The organism is Pseudarthrobacter kochi, from assembly GCF_055412805.1.
The window spans coordinates 40,156-56,368 of the sequence record NZ_JBVAYV010000021.1; the positions used below are offsets into that span (position 1 = coordinate 40,156).

Annotated in this window: 14 protein-coding genes; 11 read left to right on the plus strand and 3 right to left on the minus strand. The window is 68.5% G+C overall.

Translation table 11 applies throughout. The annotated features are described in order from the left end of the window. Together ACZY0Y_RS11775 and ACZY0Y_RS11780 are read left to right on the plus strand one after the other, a co-directional pair. Nucleotides 1-1,398 (plus strand): alpha/beta hydrolase, encoded by a 1,398-nt coding sequence (locus ACZY0Y_RS11775; protein ID WP_463958146.1) that lies wholly within the window; start codon nt 1-3, stop codon nt 1,396-1,398. After that, nucleotides 1,395-3,950: a phosphatidylglycerol lysyltransferase domain-containing protein gene (locus ACZY0Y_RS11780; protein ID WP_463958148.1), complete on the plus strand. Its 2,556-nt coding sequence runs from the start codon at nt 1,395-1,397 to the stop codon at nt 3,948-3,950. Before ACZY0Y_RS11775 ends, ACZY0Y_RS11780 begins: the two co-directional genes overlap by 4 nt. A 373-nt stretch (nt 3,951-4,323) precedes the next feature. Here the strand turns inward: ACZY0Y_RS11780 and ACZY0Y_RS11785 are convergent, their stop codons facing one another. Then, nucleotides 4,324-4,527, minus strand: coding sequence for a cold-shock protein (locus ACZY0Y_RS11785; RefSeq protein ID WP_024365900.1), 204 nt, complete (start codon nt 4,525-4,527; stop codon nt 4,324-4,326). A gap of 312 nt (nt 4,528-4,839) precedes the next feature. Next, nucleotides 4,840-5,535, minus strand: coding sequence for an endonuclease NucS (gene nucS, locus ACZY0Y_RS11790; RefSeq protein ID WP_463880123.1), 696 nt, complete (start codon nt 5,533-5,535; stop codon nt 4,840-4,842). 59 nt (nt 5,536-5,594) lie between these two features. Between nucS and ACZY0Y_RS11795 the strand changes: the two genes are divergently transcribed. Together ACZY0Y_RS11795 and ACZY0Y_RS11800 are read left to right on the plus strand one after the other, a co-directional pair. Next, on the plus strand, nt 5,595-5,948 hold the full coding sequence (locus tag ACZY0Y_RS11795; protein WP_463880125.1) for an Rv1322 family protein: 354 nt from the start codon (nt 5,595-5,597) through the stop codon (nt 5,946-5,948). 34 nt (nt 5,949-5,982) lie between these two features. After that, complete coding sequence (locus ACZY0Y_RS11800; protein WP_463958150.1) at nt 5,983-6,801, plus strand: alpha/beta hydrolase; 819 nt, start codon at nt 5,983-5,985, stop codon at nt 6,799-6,801. Nucleotides 6,802-6,819: 18 nt separating this feature from the next. Here ACZY0Y_RS11800 and ACZY0Y_RS11805 read toward each other — a convergent pair whose 3' ends face one another. Then, entirely contained in the window at nt 6,820-7,992 is a 1,173-nt protein-coding gene (locus tag ACZY0Y_RS11805) for an AI-2E family transporter (protein ID WP_463880287.1), read from the minus strand. Between the two features lie 329 nt (nt 7,993-8,321). Between ACZY0Y_RS11805 and ACZY0Y_RS11810 the strand changes: the two genes are divergently transcribed. The 7 genes from ACZY0Y_RS11810 (at nt 8,322) to ACZY0Y_RS11840 (ending at nt 16,181) form a co-directional block, all read left to right on the plus strand. Further along, entirely contained in the window at nt 8,322-10,211 is a 1,890-nt protein-coding gene (locus tag ACZY0Y_RS11810; protein WP_463958151.1) for a hypothetical protein, read from the plus strand. A 140-nt stretch (nt 10,212-10,351) separates the two neighbouring features. Then, nucleotides 10,352-11,350, plus strand: coding sequence for a tetratricopeptide repeat protein (locus ACZY0Y_RS11815; protein ID WP_463958153.1), 999 nt, complete (start codon nt 10,352-10,354; stop codon nt 11,348-11,350). Then, entirely contained in the window at nt 11,350-12,450 is a 1,101-nt protein-coding gene (locus ACZY0Y_RS11820; protein WP_463958155.1) for an NADH:flavin oxidoreductase/NADH oxidase, read from the plus strand. The genes ACZY0Y_RS11815 and ACZY0Y_RS11820 overlap by 1 nt, the downstream gene beginning before the upstream one ends. A gap of 75 nt (nt 12,451-12,525) precedes the next feature. Continuing rightward, the gene (locus ACZY0Y_RS11825) at nt 12,526-13,332 is read left to right on the plus strand and encodes an ABC transporter ATP-binding protein (protein WP_463880138.1); all 807 of its coding nucleotides are present in this window, start codon (nt 12,526-12,528) and stop codon (nt 13,330-13,332) included. Next, the gene (locus tag ACZY0Y_RS11830; RefSeq protein ID WP_463958157.1) at nt 13,314-14,885 is read left to right on the plus strand and encodes a transporter; all 1,572 of its coding nucleotides are present in this window, start codon (nt 13,314-13,316) and stop codon (nt 14,883-14,885) included. The genes ACZY0Y_RS11825 and ACZY0Y_RS11830 overlap by 19 nt, the downstream gene beginning before the upstream one ends. Before the next feature lie 103 nt (nt 14,886-14,988). Further along, complete coding sequence (gene nagB, locus ACZY0Y_RS11835; RefSeq protein ID WP_463958159.1) at nt 14,989-15,771, plus strand: glucosamine-6-phosphate deaminase; 783 nt, start codon at nt 14,989-14,991, stop codon at nt 15,769-15,771. A gap of 101 nt (nt 15,772-15,872) precedes the next feature. Continuing rightward, nucleotides 15,873-16,181, plus strand: coding sequence for a DUF3039 domain-containing protein (locus ACZY0Y_RS11840; RefSeq protein WP_443094306.1), 309 nt, complete (start codon nt 15,873-15,875; stop codon nt 16,179-16,181). Nucleotides 16,182-16,213: the final 32 nt, after the last annotated feature.

Here is a 16,213-nt window from a genome sequence, read left to right on the forward strand (position 1 = left end):
GTGGACTTCGTCGAAGACCTCCGGCTTGTCGATGGGCCGGTGCTCTGGTTTTCCTGGGCTGCCGGCGCTGCCGGTGTGGCCTACTTCCTCTGGCAGGGCGGATGGCACCGCGCCCGCCGCACCACCGCCCCACGCTGGCTGGCCGTCCTGCTTCCCTTCGCCGCCTGCCTCCTGGGTGCCGCCGCGCTGCTTGCCGTTGTCCACTGGCTGATGATTTACGTTTTCTCGGTCTTCCCCGGTGAACTTCCGGCCGAGATCCTGGCATGGTCCCTGCCCGCGGTCACGGCGCTGCTGCTGTGGATCCTGCTTCTGTGGAGGGCCTGGCGGCCCGCCGCCCACCGCACGCCTGGATCCCTGCCCGCCGGGCAGGAGGGCGGCCGGCACCCCGTGCGCATGACGGCTGCGTCCACGGCCGCCCTCCTCGGTGTCGTCCTGCTCTCCGCCGTCCAGATCAACGGCTACTTTGGCCTCAACCACACGGTGAGCGACCTGACCGGAACCGCCGTGGCGCGGATCAAGCCGCTGGAAGACGGGCTGAAGCGGGTCCCTGGGGCTGCAGCAGGCCTCCGCCTGTCCGAGTGGAACCCGCCCGCGGAAATGCCCGACGGCGGCGTGCTGCGGCGCGCCGGAATCCCCGGCACCGCCTCGGGCTTCCAGAGCCGCGAGGCCTACATCTATCTGCCGCCGGCGTACCGGGCCACGCCCCGGCCGGCCCTGCCGGTCCTGGTCCTCTTCGCCGGCCAGCCAGGCGCCCCCGCGGACTGGCTCACCGGGGGTGCACTGCGCAGCCGGATGGACCGGTACGCGGCAGCGCACCACGGCGTGGCTCCGGTGGTGGTCGTTGTGGACCCCAACGGTTCTGCCGCGGGCAACACCCTCTGCATGGACAGCAGGATCGCCCGGGCCGACACATTCCTGGCCGTGGACGTGCCGGCCTGGATCAACCAGACACTGGACGTGGACCCCGACCCCAGGCAGCGGGCGGCCGGCGGATTCTCCTTCGGTGCTACCTGTGCGATGCAGATGGTGACCCGTCATCCGGACGTCTACAGCTCTGCCCTGGCCTTCTCGAGCGAGAAGGAACCCGCCCTCGCCAAGGAGCGGGACAAGACCATTGCCGCCTCCTTTGGCGGTGACACCGAAGCCTTTGACCGCCAGACTCCGCTGCGGCTCATGCAGGACCACCGCTTTGACGGGCACGCCATCTACTTTGGTGCCGGCGAGCGGGACCCCGAATTCATCGGCTACATGGACCTCCTGTCCGGGGCCGCGCGCACCGCCGGGTTCACCGTGGAGACCCGCCGGATCCCGGGCGCCGGGCACTCCTGGGAGACCGGGTCGAAAGGGCTTCCCGGCGGCCTCGACTTCCTGGCGTCCCGCTGGGGGATCACCCAGTGAGCCAGGCGGAAACGGCACAGCGGCGGGGGTCCGGCGTCGCATCCCTCCTGGACCTCGGCCGCCAGGGCCTGCGGCAGTCGCTGGGCCACCTGCGGGCCATACCCTTCACCCTCACCGTCCTCGCAGCCTTCCTCATCACCGGCGCGGCCACCGGAAGCTTCCTCGCCGGGCCGCCTGAAGCGCTGCTGGATGTGGCCTCCGTCAGTGCCCCGGGGCTGCGGGCCGGCCACTGGTGGTCGATGTTCAGCTCGATGTTCTTCGCCACCAACCTGCTGGCGTACGCCTCCGCCGCACTGATGATCCTGTTCCTGCTGGGCCTCGCCGAGCGGCAGCTGGGTACCAGACGCACGGCGGTGTTCTATTTCGCCGCCCAGTTCGCCGCGGTAACGCTGTTCCTGCTGCTGACGCAACTCGCCCGCTATGCCGACGACGGATGGCTCGGCCGGATGGTGAATGCCCGGCTCATGGGCCCGTACGCGGCCGTCCTGGCAGTCTCACTGGCGTCCAGCGCGTTGCTGCCCACGCTGTGGCAACGGCGGCTGCGGACCGCCGTGGTCTCCATTTCCCTCATGCTTGTGCTGTACGTGGGGCATGCGGAGACCGTCGTCGGGTTCTCCGGTGCACTGGCGGGACTGGCGGCGGGCTGGTGGATCCAGGGCGAGAAGGGAACCCTGCACCGCCACCGCTCCACCGGACACGAAACCCGCAACCTGCTCGCCCTCACCGTGGCGATCTTCGCGGTGGGACCCATCCTGACTGCCACCGTCCGGACCCCCACCGGGCCGCTGGCGCTGCTGCGCGACGTCGTCCTGAATCCCTTGCCCACGCTGAACCAGCTGGAACAATACTGCGGCGGCACCATCGACGTCACCTGCCTCGAGGCAGGCCGGCCCGGCTTTGCGGGGCCGCTGGGCCTCGCACTGGCGGTGGTACCTGTAGTACTGCTGCTCATCTGCGCCGACGGCATGCGCCACGGCCGCCGGCTGGCCCTGCGGATCGCGATCATCCTCCAGCTCGGCGTGACGGCCATGGCGGCCGTCTATCTGTCCCTGTTCGCCCGGATTCCGCAGTACACGGGCCGGCCGCGCACCGGTGTGATGGGGTCGGGATTTGTCCACGTACTGCCCCTCGTGGTTGTTCCGCTCGTGCTCGTCGTCCTGCTCGCGGCAAACCGCCGCCAGTTCCGCGTCGAAACGAGTCCCCGGGCACGCGGGGCCCTCGCGGTGGTTGTCGGCGGCACCTGGCTCGTGCTGGCTTCCTGCTACACCGGAGTCTGGCTGGCCGCCGGCGGCATGGACCGCGACGGCGGCCTGCTGGGCCTGGCCGCCGAACTCTCCCGCCAGTACCTGCCGCTTCCCATCCCCGGAATCTACAGCCGCATCTTCCAGGGCCGCGACCCCGTGGAAGCCTTCCTCTTCGCCACCTCCGGGATTGTCTTCTGGGCGGTCGCGCTGGCCGCCGTCTGGCTCGTCCTGCAGCGCCGGTTGCACCGCACCGACGCCGGGGCGGGGGACCGAGACGTCGCCCGCAGCCTGATCCGCCAGGGCGGGGACTCCCTGTCCTGGATGGCGCTGTGGGAGCCCAACAGGCACTGGTTCGCGCCGGAGGGCCGCGGGGGCGTGGCCTACCAGCAGCACGGCAATGTCGCGCTGACGATGGCCGGCCCCTTCGGCCCCGCGGCTTTCCACGAGGAGACCGCAGCGGGCTTCATCCGTTACTGCGCCGAGCATGCCCTCATTCCCGGCTTCTATTCCTGCACGGACGAGCTGTGGCCGCTGCTGAAGGACCGAGGTTTCCGGCGGGTGGCGGTGGCACAGGAAACCCGGTTGGCCGTGCGTTCTCTCGAGTTCAAGGGCAAGGACTGGCAGAACGTCCGTACCGCCCTGAACCGGGCCGCGAAATCAGGGGTGCACGCGGTGTGGGGCCGCTACGGCGACTTCGCGCCGGCCGTGCGGGCCCAGCTGAGCGAGGTCTCGGAGGAGTGGGCCGCCCAGAAGTCCATTCCGGAGATGGGCTTCACCCTCGGGGGCATCGATGAGCTTGATGACGAGGAGGTGCTTTGTTGCCTCGCCGTGGACGCCGAGGGGAAGGTCCAGGGCGTCACCAGCTGGCTGCCTGTCTACACGGACGGGCGCCTGGTGAGCTGGACGCTGGACTTCATGCGCAGGCGCGGGGACGCCTTCCCCGGCGTCATGGAATTCCTGATCGCTTCCGCGGTGCAGGAGCTCCGCAGCTCGGTGGAGGTCATCTCCCTGTCCGGATCGCCGCTGGCGAAGGACACGGCGACGGTGGCGGATGTGGCCGGCGACGAGGCCGGATCCGAGTCGCTGGCAAGGATCCTCGACGTCGTCGGGAAAGCGCTCGAGCCCGTGTATGGCTTCCGTTCGCTGGCTACCTTCAAATCCCGCTTCAAGCCGGACTACCGGACCCTCTACCTCTATTACCAGGATCCCCTGCAGCTGCCCGCCATGGGCCGGGCGCTTAGCCAGGCCTACCTGCCCGGCTTGTCCGTGCGGCAAAGTGCGCGGCTGCTCAGGAGCCTCGTGCGGTGACGCCGGGTCAGAGGACAAAACGTGTGAAAATCCCCGGAGTGCCGGGCGCGCCCCCGGGTTTCGCCCGTCGTAGGCGGTCCGGGGGCACTTCGACACGGACACGCCGCAAACACCGGGCCTCAGTGCCGGAAAACGTGTTCAAAGGCGCCCCGGACGGCCAACGGCGCCGTCCGGAGTTCAGGTCAGATGAACCGGAAGGAATGCCCGGGACTCCCGCTGTGCAGGGACAGCGGCCGCTCGGCGGCGCGCCGCCCATGCCGGGCGGCCCGGCCAACAGGCCTACCGGCCAACAATTCAAAAAAATGATCCCCGGCTCGGAAGCCGGGGATCATTTCTGCGCGGAGACTGCCGCAGGCAGTTCCGCTGCGGGGGACTAGACCAGCGTCACGCCGGTAGCCTGGGGGCCCTTGGCGCCCTGGCCGATTTCGAACTGAACGCGAGCGTTCTCGTCGAGGGTCTTGAAGCCACCGGTCTGGATCTCCGAGTAGTGAACGAAGACATCGCCATCGGAGTCATCCGGGGTGATGAAGCCGAAGCCCTTTTCAGCGTTGAACCACTTGACGGTTCCCTGTGCCATGTATATCTCCTCATTATGGATATTGGTTAAGTCCGGCACACTTCGTGCCGGACTTGGTCACTCCGCGAGAAGAACCTTGGCTGTGGGACCGGAATTACCGGGCTTCGGCGGCAGGCGCTTCACGCTCGCAACATGTCTTGCGAGCATGAAAAAACACCTACACAAAGACTTTTATAAGAATTTCATGCCAGTTGCGTCAGGTCAACGGGCCCGGCGCACAATTGGCATAAATTTTGTACAAAGAATCGATGAACGCGGGCAGGGGCTCATTCCCGGCAGTCCGCGGAGGCACCACGGCGGGAGCGGGGCGGCTTAGAAGAGCCGGGATTCGACGTCGTCGACGCCCCGCATGGCGTCGTAGTCGAGGGTGACGCAGTCGATGCCACGGTCTTTGGCCAGGACCCTGGCCTGCGGCTTGATCTGCTGGGCGGCGAAGATCCCCCGGACCGGAGCCAGCAGCGGGTCGCGGTTGAGCAGCTCGAGGTAGCGGGTTAGCTGCTCCACGCCGTCGATGTCACCGCGGCGCTTGAGCTCGATGGCCACGGTGCCGCCCTTGGCGTCCCTGGCCAGAATGTCCACCGGGCCGATGGCCGTGAAGTACTCGCGGCGGATGAGGGAAAACCCGGCGCCCAGGAGATCGATCTGGTCGGCCAGCAGCCGCTGCAGGTCAGCCTCCACACCGTCCTTGATCAGTCCGGGGTCCTGGCCGAGCTCGTGGGAGGTATCGTGCAGTTGCTCATGGATGTTAATGATCAGCCGGTCATCGGTCTTGGCGGACTGGACGGTCCACTGCTCGACCACGCCGATTTCGACATCGACCTCGTCCGGGGTCGAAACCCGCAGGGACGCCGGCGGGCTCATCCAGTTCAACGGCTTGTAGGATCCGCCGTCCGAATGGACCAAAACGGAACCGTCGGCCTTGACCAGCAGGAGCCGGGTGGCGAGCGGGAGATGGGCTTTGAGCCGGCCGACATAATCAACGGAGCAACGGGCTATGACTAAACGCACCCGGTCAACACTACCGCCTGCTGGGACAGGGGACACCCGGACTGGGGCAGAATGGAACCATGCCGCGTTCCAACCGCCCCCGCCGAGCCACCTCAGGACGGGCAGCCTCAGGCAAGGCAGCCAAGCCGGGAGCAAAGGGCGGTGCCGTGCCCGAACTGGACCTGGAGCGCGCGCGCTCCGGCTATGCGCGACGGGAGAGTGCGCCGGACGGAGAGTGGACCGTCCGGCCCGTCACCGCCAGCCGCGCGGAGAAGACCTACATCTGTCCGGGCTGCTCGACGGCGGTGGTGCCTGGCGTGGCGCACCTCGTGGTGTGGTCCGAGGACCACCTCTTCGGGGCGGCCGCAGGGCTCGCGGAGCGGCGGCACTGGCACAGCAACTGCTGGACCTCACGCAGCTACCGGTATCGCTGACCGCTCCGCCGGCTGCCTTCGCTAAGCTGGACGCATGAGTTTTGACCCGGCGTCGTACGTCTTCAGCCAGCCTTCCGCCCCGACCGCGATCCGCGCCTCCACCGTTCTCCCGGCACGCCGGGAGAACGTGGAGCTCCGCACGAGTGACGGACACCGGCTCGTCGGCGAGCTGGCGCTCCCGGAGTCCGGCGGGATCAAGGCGACCCTGATCACCCTCCATCCCCTGCCGACCCACGGCGGGTTCATGGACTCGCACGTCTACCGGAAAGCCTCCTACCGGCTGCCCGCACTGGCCGGAATCGCGGTGCTCCGGTTCAACACCAGGGGCACCGGCTCGCCGCGCGGAACCAGCGAGGGAGCCTTCGAGGAGGGAATCGGCGAACGCCTGGACGTTGAGGCTGCCGTTAAGTTCGCCGTGGACCGTGGCCTGCCGAACCGCTGGCTCGTGGGCTGGTCCTTCGGCACCGAGCTCGCGCTGATGTACGGCGCGTCGGAACCGGTGGCTTCCGAGGTGGAGGGCGCCATCCTGCTCTCGCCGCCGCTGCACCGGGCCACCGGGGTGGACCTCAAGGAATGGGCGGCGTCCGGCAAACCGCTCAAGGTCCTCGTTCCCGATCTTGACGATTACCTCCAGCCGGCCGAGGCCGCGGAGCGCTTTGCGGTGGTGCCTCAGGCCCGCGTTGTGGGCGTGGACGGAGCCAAGCACCTGTGGGTGGGGGAGAAGTACGCCGGCCGGGTGCTCAACGAGATTGTTGACGAGGTCCTGCCCGGCGGCCTGCCGGGCAGATCCGGCGCAGGGCGTTCTGAACTGCCCCAGGAGTGGGCCGGTCCGGTGGCCACGGCATACGCCTGAGAGCGCGCCGGTTCCTGTTTAGTGCTTATCCTGGCGGACGATGAAGATCTCCTTGACCAGGAGCATGATGGCCGCGGCGGTGGGGATGGCGATCAGTGCGCCGAGGACGCCGAGCAGGCTGCCGCCGGCGATCACCGAGATGACCGCGACGGCGCCGGGCACAGCGACGGCCTTCTGCATGATGCGCGGGGAGATGAAGTAGGCCTCGAACTGCAGGTAGGCGAAGTAGCAGATGGCGTAGACCACGGCAGTCTGCCAGCCCGCCGTGAGGGCAATCAGCGTGACGATGACCCCGGCAATCAGCCCGCCGACCAGGGGAATGAAGGCCAGCAGGGCCACCACGAACGCCAGCAGGACGGCGAACGGGACGCCCACGATCGACATCACAATGAACGCAAAGGTGGCGTTCACCAGGGCGACGACGGCCTGGCCGATCACGTAGTTGCCCACCGAACCGGTAATTTCCTCGGACAGGGCCTCGACCCTGGCCCGGCGGGACCGCGGAGCAAGCCGGTAGCCCCACTTCTTCATGGCCGGCAGGGCGGCCAGGAAGTAGAGGCTCAGCACCAGCACGATGAGCGCGCCGAACAAGCCGTTCGCCACAGTGGAGCCGAACCCGACGACGCCGCCGAAGATCCCGCCCATCGCCTCCGGGTTGTTGACGAACTTCTCCAGCTCCTGGGTGATGCGTTCGCGCACCCCGTACTGGTTGTCAATGCTGCGGAAGAAATCGGAATTGATGAAGTCCGCGACCCAGCGGGGCGCCTCCTCGACGATCTGGGTGACCTGCTGGACGATTGTCGGGATCAGCGTGGCGAAGAAGGCGGCAATGGCCAGGCCCAGGGTGGCAACGGCGATCACAATTCCCGCGGCGCGGGGGACCCTTTTCGCCTCGAGCCAGCGCACCACCGGGTCCAGGCCCAGGGCAATGAAGAGCGCCGCCACGATCCAGAGCAGAAGTTGCGTCGTGTTGGAGCCGATCCAGTACACGAGCAGTGCCACACCGACGCCGACGGTCCCCATGAATCCCACGTAGAGCGGGTGCTGGGAGGACATCCGCGGGCCGGGATTGCCGAACCGGGTGCCCTCCTCGGTCCCGGGCGCCGTCCCGTCCTCTTCCTGCTCCGGAGGCATCTCGAAGCGGAGCCGCGGCTGGGCCCCCGGGAGGGGCTGGCGCAGGCGGTGCGCCATCGAGTTCAGTACCCCGGCAAGGGCTACGCGGCGCGGGGAAGCGTGCTCTTGCGGACTTCCCACCGTGCTGCCGGATTCCTGCTTTTCTTCCGGTCCTGAGGGGGACGAGTCCGTGTGTCCAGTCACTGCGTTGAAAGCCCTTTATCCTCTGTATTACCCCGGCGGAGTCGCGGTGGCGGCCCCCATGTGATGATCACGCCAAACACTATCAGCAGGCTTGTTTTAGCGCGCCCAGGCGGCTGCCGCGGGTGCCGGCGGAGCGGTTGAAAAACAGTCCGATCTGACTCCGTGGTAACAAAACGGTTACTATTGAAGCTAAGTGTCCGCTGATGATAGGTAATATTTTGCGTTTCAAGACTGCAGTTGCATTAGTGCTGCTGGGCCTCCTGACACTGCTGGCCGGCATCGGCCAGAAGACATTCTGGGCTCCGGCCGAGACCGTGACCGCCACCGCACCTGCCGGCACTGCCGCGCCGCTGACCGTTTTTGACGCGAAGCTCCGCACGCTGCACAACGGCACGGTGACGATCAACGTCAAGGGCGAAGGCAGCTTCATGCTGGCCGCCGGCCGCCCGGACGACGTCGAGGCCTGGGTCGGCAATACCGCGCACAACACCGTCTCCGGTGTCTCCGGGGACGGCAAGGCCCTGCAGTTGACGCATGCCGACGGGGAAGCCACCGCGCCCTCGCCGGCCGGCTCGGACCTGTGGGTAAGCACGGAGAACGCCAGCGGCGAGCTGAAGTACAACTGGACCCCGCCGGCGGACGGCGACTGGTCCCTGCTGCTTGCAGCGGACGGCACCAAGCCCGCCCCGGGCTCGATCACCATGACCTTCCCGAACGACACGTCCACTCCGTGGGCCATTCCCTTGATGGTTCTCGGCGGCCTGATGATCCTGGCCGGCGCCGCGCTTCTGGTGCTCAAGCCCCAAGCGGCCACCCGCGGCGGTTCGGGTACGAGCGGTTCGGGCAGCGGCGGTTCCGGCAGTGGCGGCAGCATGTTCGCCCGCCGTGCGCAGGCCAAGGCTGCGGCACGCAGCGAAGCCCGGAACTCCACCGGATCCACGGAAGCTGTTCCGGTGGTTGGTTCGCCCGCGGGTGACCCGAAGGGCACAGGTTCGAAGGTTGCTGACCCCAAGGCCGCTGACCCGAAGGGCACCCCCGGGCAGCTCACCGCCACACCGGCGACCGTGACGCAGCGGCTCCGGCGCTCCGGCGTGGTCGTGGCCGTGCTGACCGCCACCGCCGTCGCCGGCAGCGGCGTGGCGGCCCAGGCCAGCCAGACGCCGGCCCCGTCGCCGGGAACATCATCTGCGGCCGCGGCGCCGGCTCCGGATTCTCCGGTCATGGTCGACGCCCAGTTCCGCCGCATCCTCGAGCAGGTTGCCAGCGCGGTCGACGCCGGCGACGCCGCCAAGGACGCCAGCAAGCTGGAGCCGCGCGTGGCAGGGCCCGAACTCGAGGTCCGCACGCAGAACTACAAGATCCGTTCCCAGGTCGGCTCGTACGAGGCCCGGATGCCGGTCCGTGCCACCAAGCTCCTCACCACCGTCGTCACCGACAAGCGCAACTGGCCGCGCACCGTCATGGCCGTCACCCAGGGCGAGGGAAACGTTGTTCCGCAACTGCTCACCCTGACCCAGGCCTCCCCGCGGGAGAACTACAAGCTGGTCCTCACCACGCCGCTCCAGCCGGGAACCACCTTCCCGGGGATCGCGCGCGGCGGCACCGGGACGCTGGCACCCGCTGACAAGTCGGGGCTGCTCTACAGCGGCGAGGAAGCGCTGGGCGGGCTGGGCGACCGGCTGAACTCCGCAGATTCCGCGTTCAAGGACAAGCTCGCCGAGGGCGCATCCTCCCCGTACATTGCGGACACGCTGGCCTACCAGGCCGATGTGGTGAACTCCGGCGTCAACGGCACCTTCTCCTTCACCCACAAGCTGGTCCCGGAAAGCGTTGTCGTGTTCCGGACCGCCGACGGCGGGGCGCTGGCACTGGGCCGCCTGAACTTCGGCTTCGATGGCACCCCGAAGGCGTCCGGCGACAAGCTGACGATCGGCGATGACGCAGCCGCCCTCGCCGGCGGCAAGGAGACCAGCACCGGCATGGTGCTGAACTTCGCCGAGTCCGTGGCCGTCTACATCCCGCCGGCAGGGTCCCAGGACCCGATGAAACTCGTGGCCGCCACCCGCGGCCTTGTGGGAGCCAGCTTCAAATAGGCCCGGCGCACTAAGCACTGACAGAGACGGTGCAGAGAATCAGTACCGACAGAAGAGACCTGGCCGCAAGGCCGGGTCTGTTCTGTCGCACGGCCCCTTCAAGTGGCACCGGCCCGGGCTGATGTGGCTAGAGTGGAACCATGACTTCGCCAGCTTCCCGCCCGGTCCCGCCAGCTGCCGCCAACCCGCTCAACCTGCGGGGCGCCGTCGACCTGTCCTCCCTGAAACAGCGTCCTGCGCCGCCTGCCGCCGCCGGCGCACCCGTTGTGCCCGGGGCGCCTGCCGCGGGCAACGGCGATGCAGAGCCGGCCGGCCGTCCGCTACGTGTGGACATCACCGAAGCCAATTTCCAGGAACTCGTGGAACTGTCGGCCCAGGTCCCGGTCGTCGTTGCGCTCTGGGCGGCCTATTCGCCCGGCTCCGCCGAACTGGTGGACGTGCTCGAGCGGATCGTTGACAGTTATGCAGGCCAACTGGTTCTCGGTGCCGCGGACGTTGAAGTGTTCCCACAGCTGGCCCAGGCGTTCCAGGTCCAGGCCGTGCCCACCGCGGTGGCGCTCGTCAAGGGCCAGCCGGTGCCCCTCTTCCAGGGCGGTGCCGAGGAACCGCAGGTCCGCAGCCTGCTGGATGAACTTCTCAAAGTCGCCGCCGCCAATGGCGTGACCGGACGGATCGGCGCGGGCGGACCCGGCGCCGCCGGGCCCGAGGCCCCGCCGCTGCCGCCCCTGCACCAGAAGGCGTATGACGCGATCGAGGCCGGAGACTACGCCGCCGCCGCGGACGCCTACCGAGAGGCCCTCCTGGAGATGCCCGCTGACGCCGAAGCCAAGGCCGGGCTCGCGCAGGTGGAACTGATGGACCGGCTCCAGCCGCTCTCCGCCGCGGACACGGAAGCGCTGCGCCAGAAAGCCGCCACCGAGCCGGACAACCTTGCGGCCCAGCTCGGCGTGGCCGACGTGGACGTCGCCGGCGGACACGTCGAGGACGGCCTCGGGCGGATCGTCGCGTTCATCGGCAGGAACTTCGGCCCGGAGCGGGAAACGGCACGGGTCAGGCTGCTGGAACTGTTCGACGTCGTGGGCACCGGCGATGACCGCGTCGCAAAAGCGCGGCAGAACCTTGCACGGGTGCTCTTCTGATGGGTTCCGCCCTCTTCACGCCGCTGGAACTGCGCTCCCTGCACCTGCGGCACCGCGGCTGGGTGTCGCCCATGTGCCAGTACAGCTGCGGGCCGGAAACCGGGGAAGGCGTCCCCAACGACTGGCACCTGATGCATCTGGGCTCCTTCGCCACCGGCGGGGCGGCCCTGATCCTCACCGAGGCGGCCGCCGTGAACGCCGCCGGACGGATCAGCCCCCGCGACGCCGGACTCTACAACGACGACCAGGCGGCAGCGTGGGAACGGATCACCTCCTTCGTGCACCGGCACGGCACCGCCGACACCAAGATCGGCACCCAGCTCGCGCACGCCGGCCGGAAGGCATCCTCCTACTGGCCGTTCTCCGGCAAGAAGGGCACCGTGGCTGCCGACGACGGCGGCTGGCCCACCGTTGGTCCCGGCACCGAAGCCTTTGACGGCTACGAGGCCCCCTCGGTAATGACGGAGCAGGAGATCGACGGCGTGATCGCCGATTTCGCCGGCGCTGCGGTCCGGGCCGTCCGAGCCGGCTTCGACACGATCGAGATCCATGGCGCCCACGGCTACCTCCTGCACCAGTTCCAGAGCCCGCTGGTCAACGACCGCACGGACGGCTGGGGCGGCGACGAGGCCGGGCGGAACCGGCTGACCCTCGCCGTGGTCGACGCCGTGCGAAACGTCATTCCCGACTCCATGCCGCTGCTGCTCCGGATCTCCGCCTCTGACTGGGCCGAGGGCGGCATCGACGTCGAAGCGTCGGTACGGATGGCCAGGGCAGCCTCGGAACGCGGCGTGGACCTCGTGGACGTTTCCAGCGGCGGCGCCGTCGACTACCAGCAGATCCCCGTGGGACCGGGCTACCAGACCGGCTTTGCCGCGCGGATCCGCCGGGAAACCGGGGTCAGGACCGGCACCGTGGGGCTGCTGACCTCCGCCGGCCAGGCCGAGCACGCTGTTGCGACCGGCCAGGCTGACGGTGTCTTCATCGCCCGTGCCGCCCTGCGCGATCCGCACTGGTGGCTGCGGGCAGCGTTCGAACTTGGCGAGGAACTGGCATGGCCGCCGCAGTACGAACGGGCCATTCCCCGCCACTCCTTCTAACGGGAGGTTCCCTGCCTGCGGAGGTTACGCCTTGCGGACGATCCCTTCCGCGCCCCGGGCGGTTAGTCTAACGACATGACTTTTCAGCAACCGCACCCGCATGCCCCTGAAAGCCAGCCGGGGGCGCCTGTTCCCGCGTTGTCGCTGCGCGGTCTCGCCAAGCGCTTCGGCGACAAGATCGCCGTCGACGGTATCAGCCTGGACGTCCCGGCCGGTTCCTTCTACGGGATCGTCGGACCCAACGGCGCCGGCAAGACCACCACCCTCTCGATGGCCACAGGACTGCTGCGGCCCGAGTTCGGCACCGCGCTGGTGCACGGAGTGGATGTCTGGAAGCACCCGCTGGAGGCCAAGAAGCTGATGGGCATCCTCCCGGACGGTGTCCGGCTCTTTGACCGGCTGACCGGAGAGCAGCTGGTCAGCTACGCCGGGCTGCTGCGCGGTATGGAGAAGGACATCGTGGCTGAACGCGTCAGGGAACTGCTCGCCGTCCTTGACCTGACCCCCGACGCCGGAACGCTCGTGGTGGACTACTCCGCCGGCATGACCAAGAAGATAGCCCTCGCTTCCGCGCTGATCCACGCACCCCGCCTGCTGGTCCTCGATGAGCCGTTTGAGTCCGTGGACCCCGTCTCCGCTGCCAACATCCGCGACATCCTGGACCGGTACGTGGCGTCCGGCGGCACCGTCATTGTCTCCAGCCACGTGATGGACCTGGTCCAGCGGATGTGCGACCACGTCGCCGTCGTCGCCGCCGGTCGTGTCCTCGCGGCCGGGACGGTGGACGCGGTCCGCGCGGGCGAGTCCCTCGAAGACCGCTTCGTCCAGCTGGTCGGCGGCCGTAACCACACGGAGGGGCTGGAATGGTTGCGCACCTTCTAAGGCTCAAGCTGACCCTGCTGCGCAACAGCGTCCGGCGCAGCCCCTGGCAGCTGGTGGGCCTTGGCATCGGCACCCTCTATGCGCTCGGACTCGTGGCGCTTGGCATCACGGGACTGCTGTTCCTCCGCGGGGCGGACGCCGGCCTGGCACAAACCGTCGTGGTGCTGGGCGGTGCCGCGGCGCTGCTGGGGTGGGCCGTCATCCCGGTCGCCGCTTCAGCCGCCGACATGACCCTCGACCCGGCACGGTTCACCACCTTCGCCGTGCCGATGCCGCAGCTGCTGGCCGGGCTGGCCCTCGGCGGGCTGATCGGCATCCCGGGCACGGCGACCGCGCTGGTGGCCCTTGGCACGGTCGGGACCTGGTCCCGGAGCGTCCCCGGCGCGGCAGGTGCCCTCATCGGTGCGGTCCTCGGTGTGCTGAGCTGCATCGTGCTGTCAAAAGTGGTCACCACCGCCACGGCAGGCCTGGCGAGTTCCCGCCGTTTCAAGGATGCCAGCGCGGTTGTCTTCCTGATTCCGCTCGTGCTGATGGGCCCGATCGTGGCCAGTGTCGCTGAGGGGATTGCGGGCTCCGGGAACTTCCTGACCGGACTTGCCGGAACGCTGTCATGGACCCCGGCCGGGGCCGCGTGGTCCCTCGGCGGCGAACTGGCCGCAGGGAGCTACGGCGCCGCGGCGCTCAAGTTCCTGATCGCGCTTGCCACGCTCGCCGGGCTCGCGCTGTGCTGGAAGCTCCTGCTGCAGCGTGCGCTCGTGACGCCGCCGTACGCCGGCACCTCCAAAAAACGCGCCGGAGGACTCGGCTTCTTCGCGCTGTTCCCGGCAACCCCCACCGGCGCGGTGGCTGCGCGGTCACTGAGCTACTGGCTCCGGGACCCGCGGTATGCCGGCGCCCTCGTCGTCGTCCCGCTGGTTCCGGTGCTGATGCTGTTCCAGGCCACCCAGACGGGCTCCTACGGAGTGCTCCTCTTTGTCGGCCCGCTGACCGCGTTCCTGCTCGCCTGGTCGATCTCAACCGATGTCTCCTATGACAACACCGCCTTCGCACTTCACCTCTCGACGGGAGTGCGGGGGGTCCACGACCGGCTCGGCCGTGCCGTGGCGTGCCTGGTCTTCGCCCTGCCGCTGGTGCTGGCGCTCAGCGTCCTGCCGTTCCTGTTCGGAGCGGACTGGACGCTCCTGCCCGGCGTGCTCGGACTCTCACTCGGTGTCCTGTTCAGCGGGATGGGGCTCTCCTCCGTGGTGTCGGCACGCTACACCGTCGCGGTGCCGCTCCCCGGGGACAGCCCGTTCAAGAAGCCGCCGGGCAATGTCGCGCAGACGATGGCGGTGCAGTTCGGTGGCATGGGGGTGCTCCTCCTGCTTATGCTCCCCGAAGCAGCCCTTATGGTGGCACAATCCGTCACCGGCTCGTCCATCTTCGGCTGGATCAACCTGCTCCTGGGCCCGGTCCTGGGGCTGGCTCTGTTCGCCGCGGGGGTCCGGCTGGGTGGGAAATGGCTCGACGCCCGGGGTCCGGAACTGTTGGCACAGCTGGCCGTCAACCGCTGACGCGCGCGCCGCGGCCGGGACTGCGATACCCTGCGACTAGGCACAACCGACAGCGGGTGCGGCAAAATCAAGGCACCCGCCCAGGCAACCGCAAAGGCAGGCCATGGAAGTCGTCATTCTGTCCGGCAGCAAGCCGATCGCGGCCCTCGCGGCGGATGCGATCGAGGCGCTGCTCCGGCGCAAGCCTGACGCCGTGCTGGGCCTGGCAACCGGTTCCTCACCGCTGCCCGTCTACGACGAACTCGCCCTGCGGCACGAACGGGACGGCCTGGACTTCAGCCTGGCGCACGCCTTCGCCCTCGACGAGTACGTGGGGCTCACGCCCGGCCATCCGCAGTCCTACCGTGAGGTGATCAGGCGTGAATTCACCGAGCGGGTGAACATCGCCCCTTCGAACGTCCACGGCCCTGACGGCGCGGCGGCGGATATCCCCGCCGCCTGCCGGGCCTTCGAGGACGCCATGCGGGCGGCCGGGGGAGTGGACCTGCAGCTGCTCGGCGTCGGCACGGACGGCCATATTGCGTTCAACGAGCCAGGTTCATCCCTGGCGTCGCGGACCCGGATCAAAACCCTGATCGAGCAGACACGCCGGGACAATGCGCGGTTCTTCGGGAGCCTGTCCCAGGTTCCACACCACGTCGTCACCCAGGGACTCGGCACCATCCTGGAGGCCCGTCATGTGATTCTCATTGCCACCGGCGCGCAGAAGGCCCAGGCGGTCCGCGACCTCGTGGAAGGGCCTGTCGCAGCCATCTGTGCGGCGTCCGTCCTGCAGCTGCATCCGCACGCCACGATCCTGGTCGACGAGGCGGCGGCGTCGTCACTGCGGCTTGCCGACTACTACCGCCACAGCTATGAGAACAAGCCGTCGTGGCAGGGTCTGTAGCGGCCCGTTCCCGCCGTCCCGGCACCATGCCGCCGCCGTCCCGTCCCCGTCCCGTCGCAATAGTGGCTGATCCAGCGGCTAAGATGGGTCTCATGAACAGCATGACCGATCCTCTCGAAAACGACCCGATGCGCGAGCTCTCCGGAGCCGGGACGTCGACGGCCACGATCGAGCGCGAGGAACTGCGCCAGGAAGTGGAACCCGGTGACCGGGAACGCTTCTCGCACTATGTGCGCAAGGAAAAGATCATGGAATCCGCGCTCTCCGGCGAACCCGTCATCGCGCTGTGCGGCAAGGTCTGGACACCGGGCCGCGATCCGAAGAAGTTCCCCGTCTGCCCCGAATGCAAAGAGGTCTACGAAGGCCTCCGTCCTGGCGGCGACGGCGGCAAGGGTTCCGGCGACAAGTAGCGCGGCTACGCACTGCGGGGGCGCAGCAACTG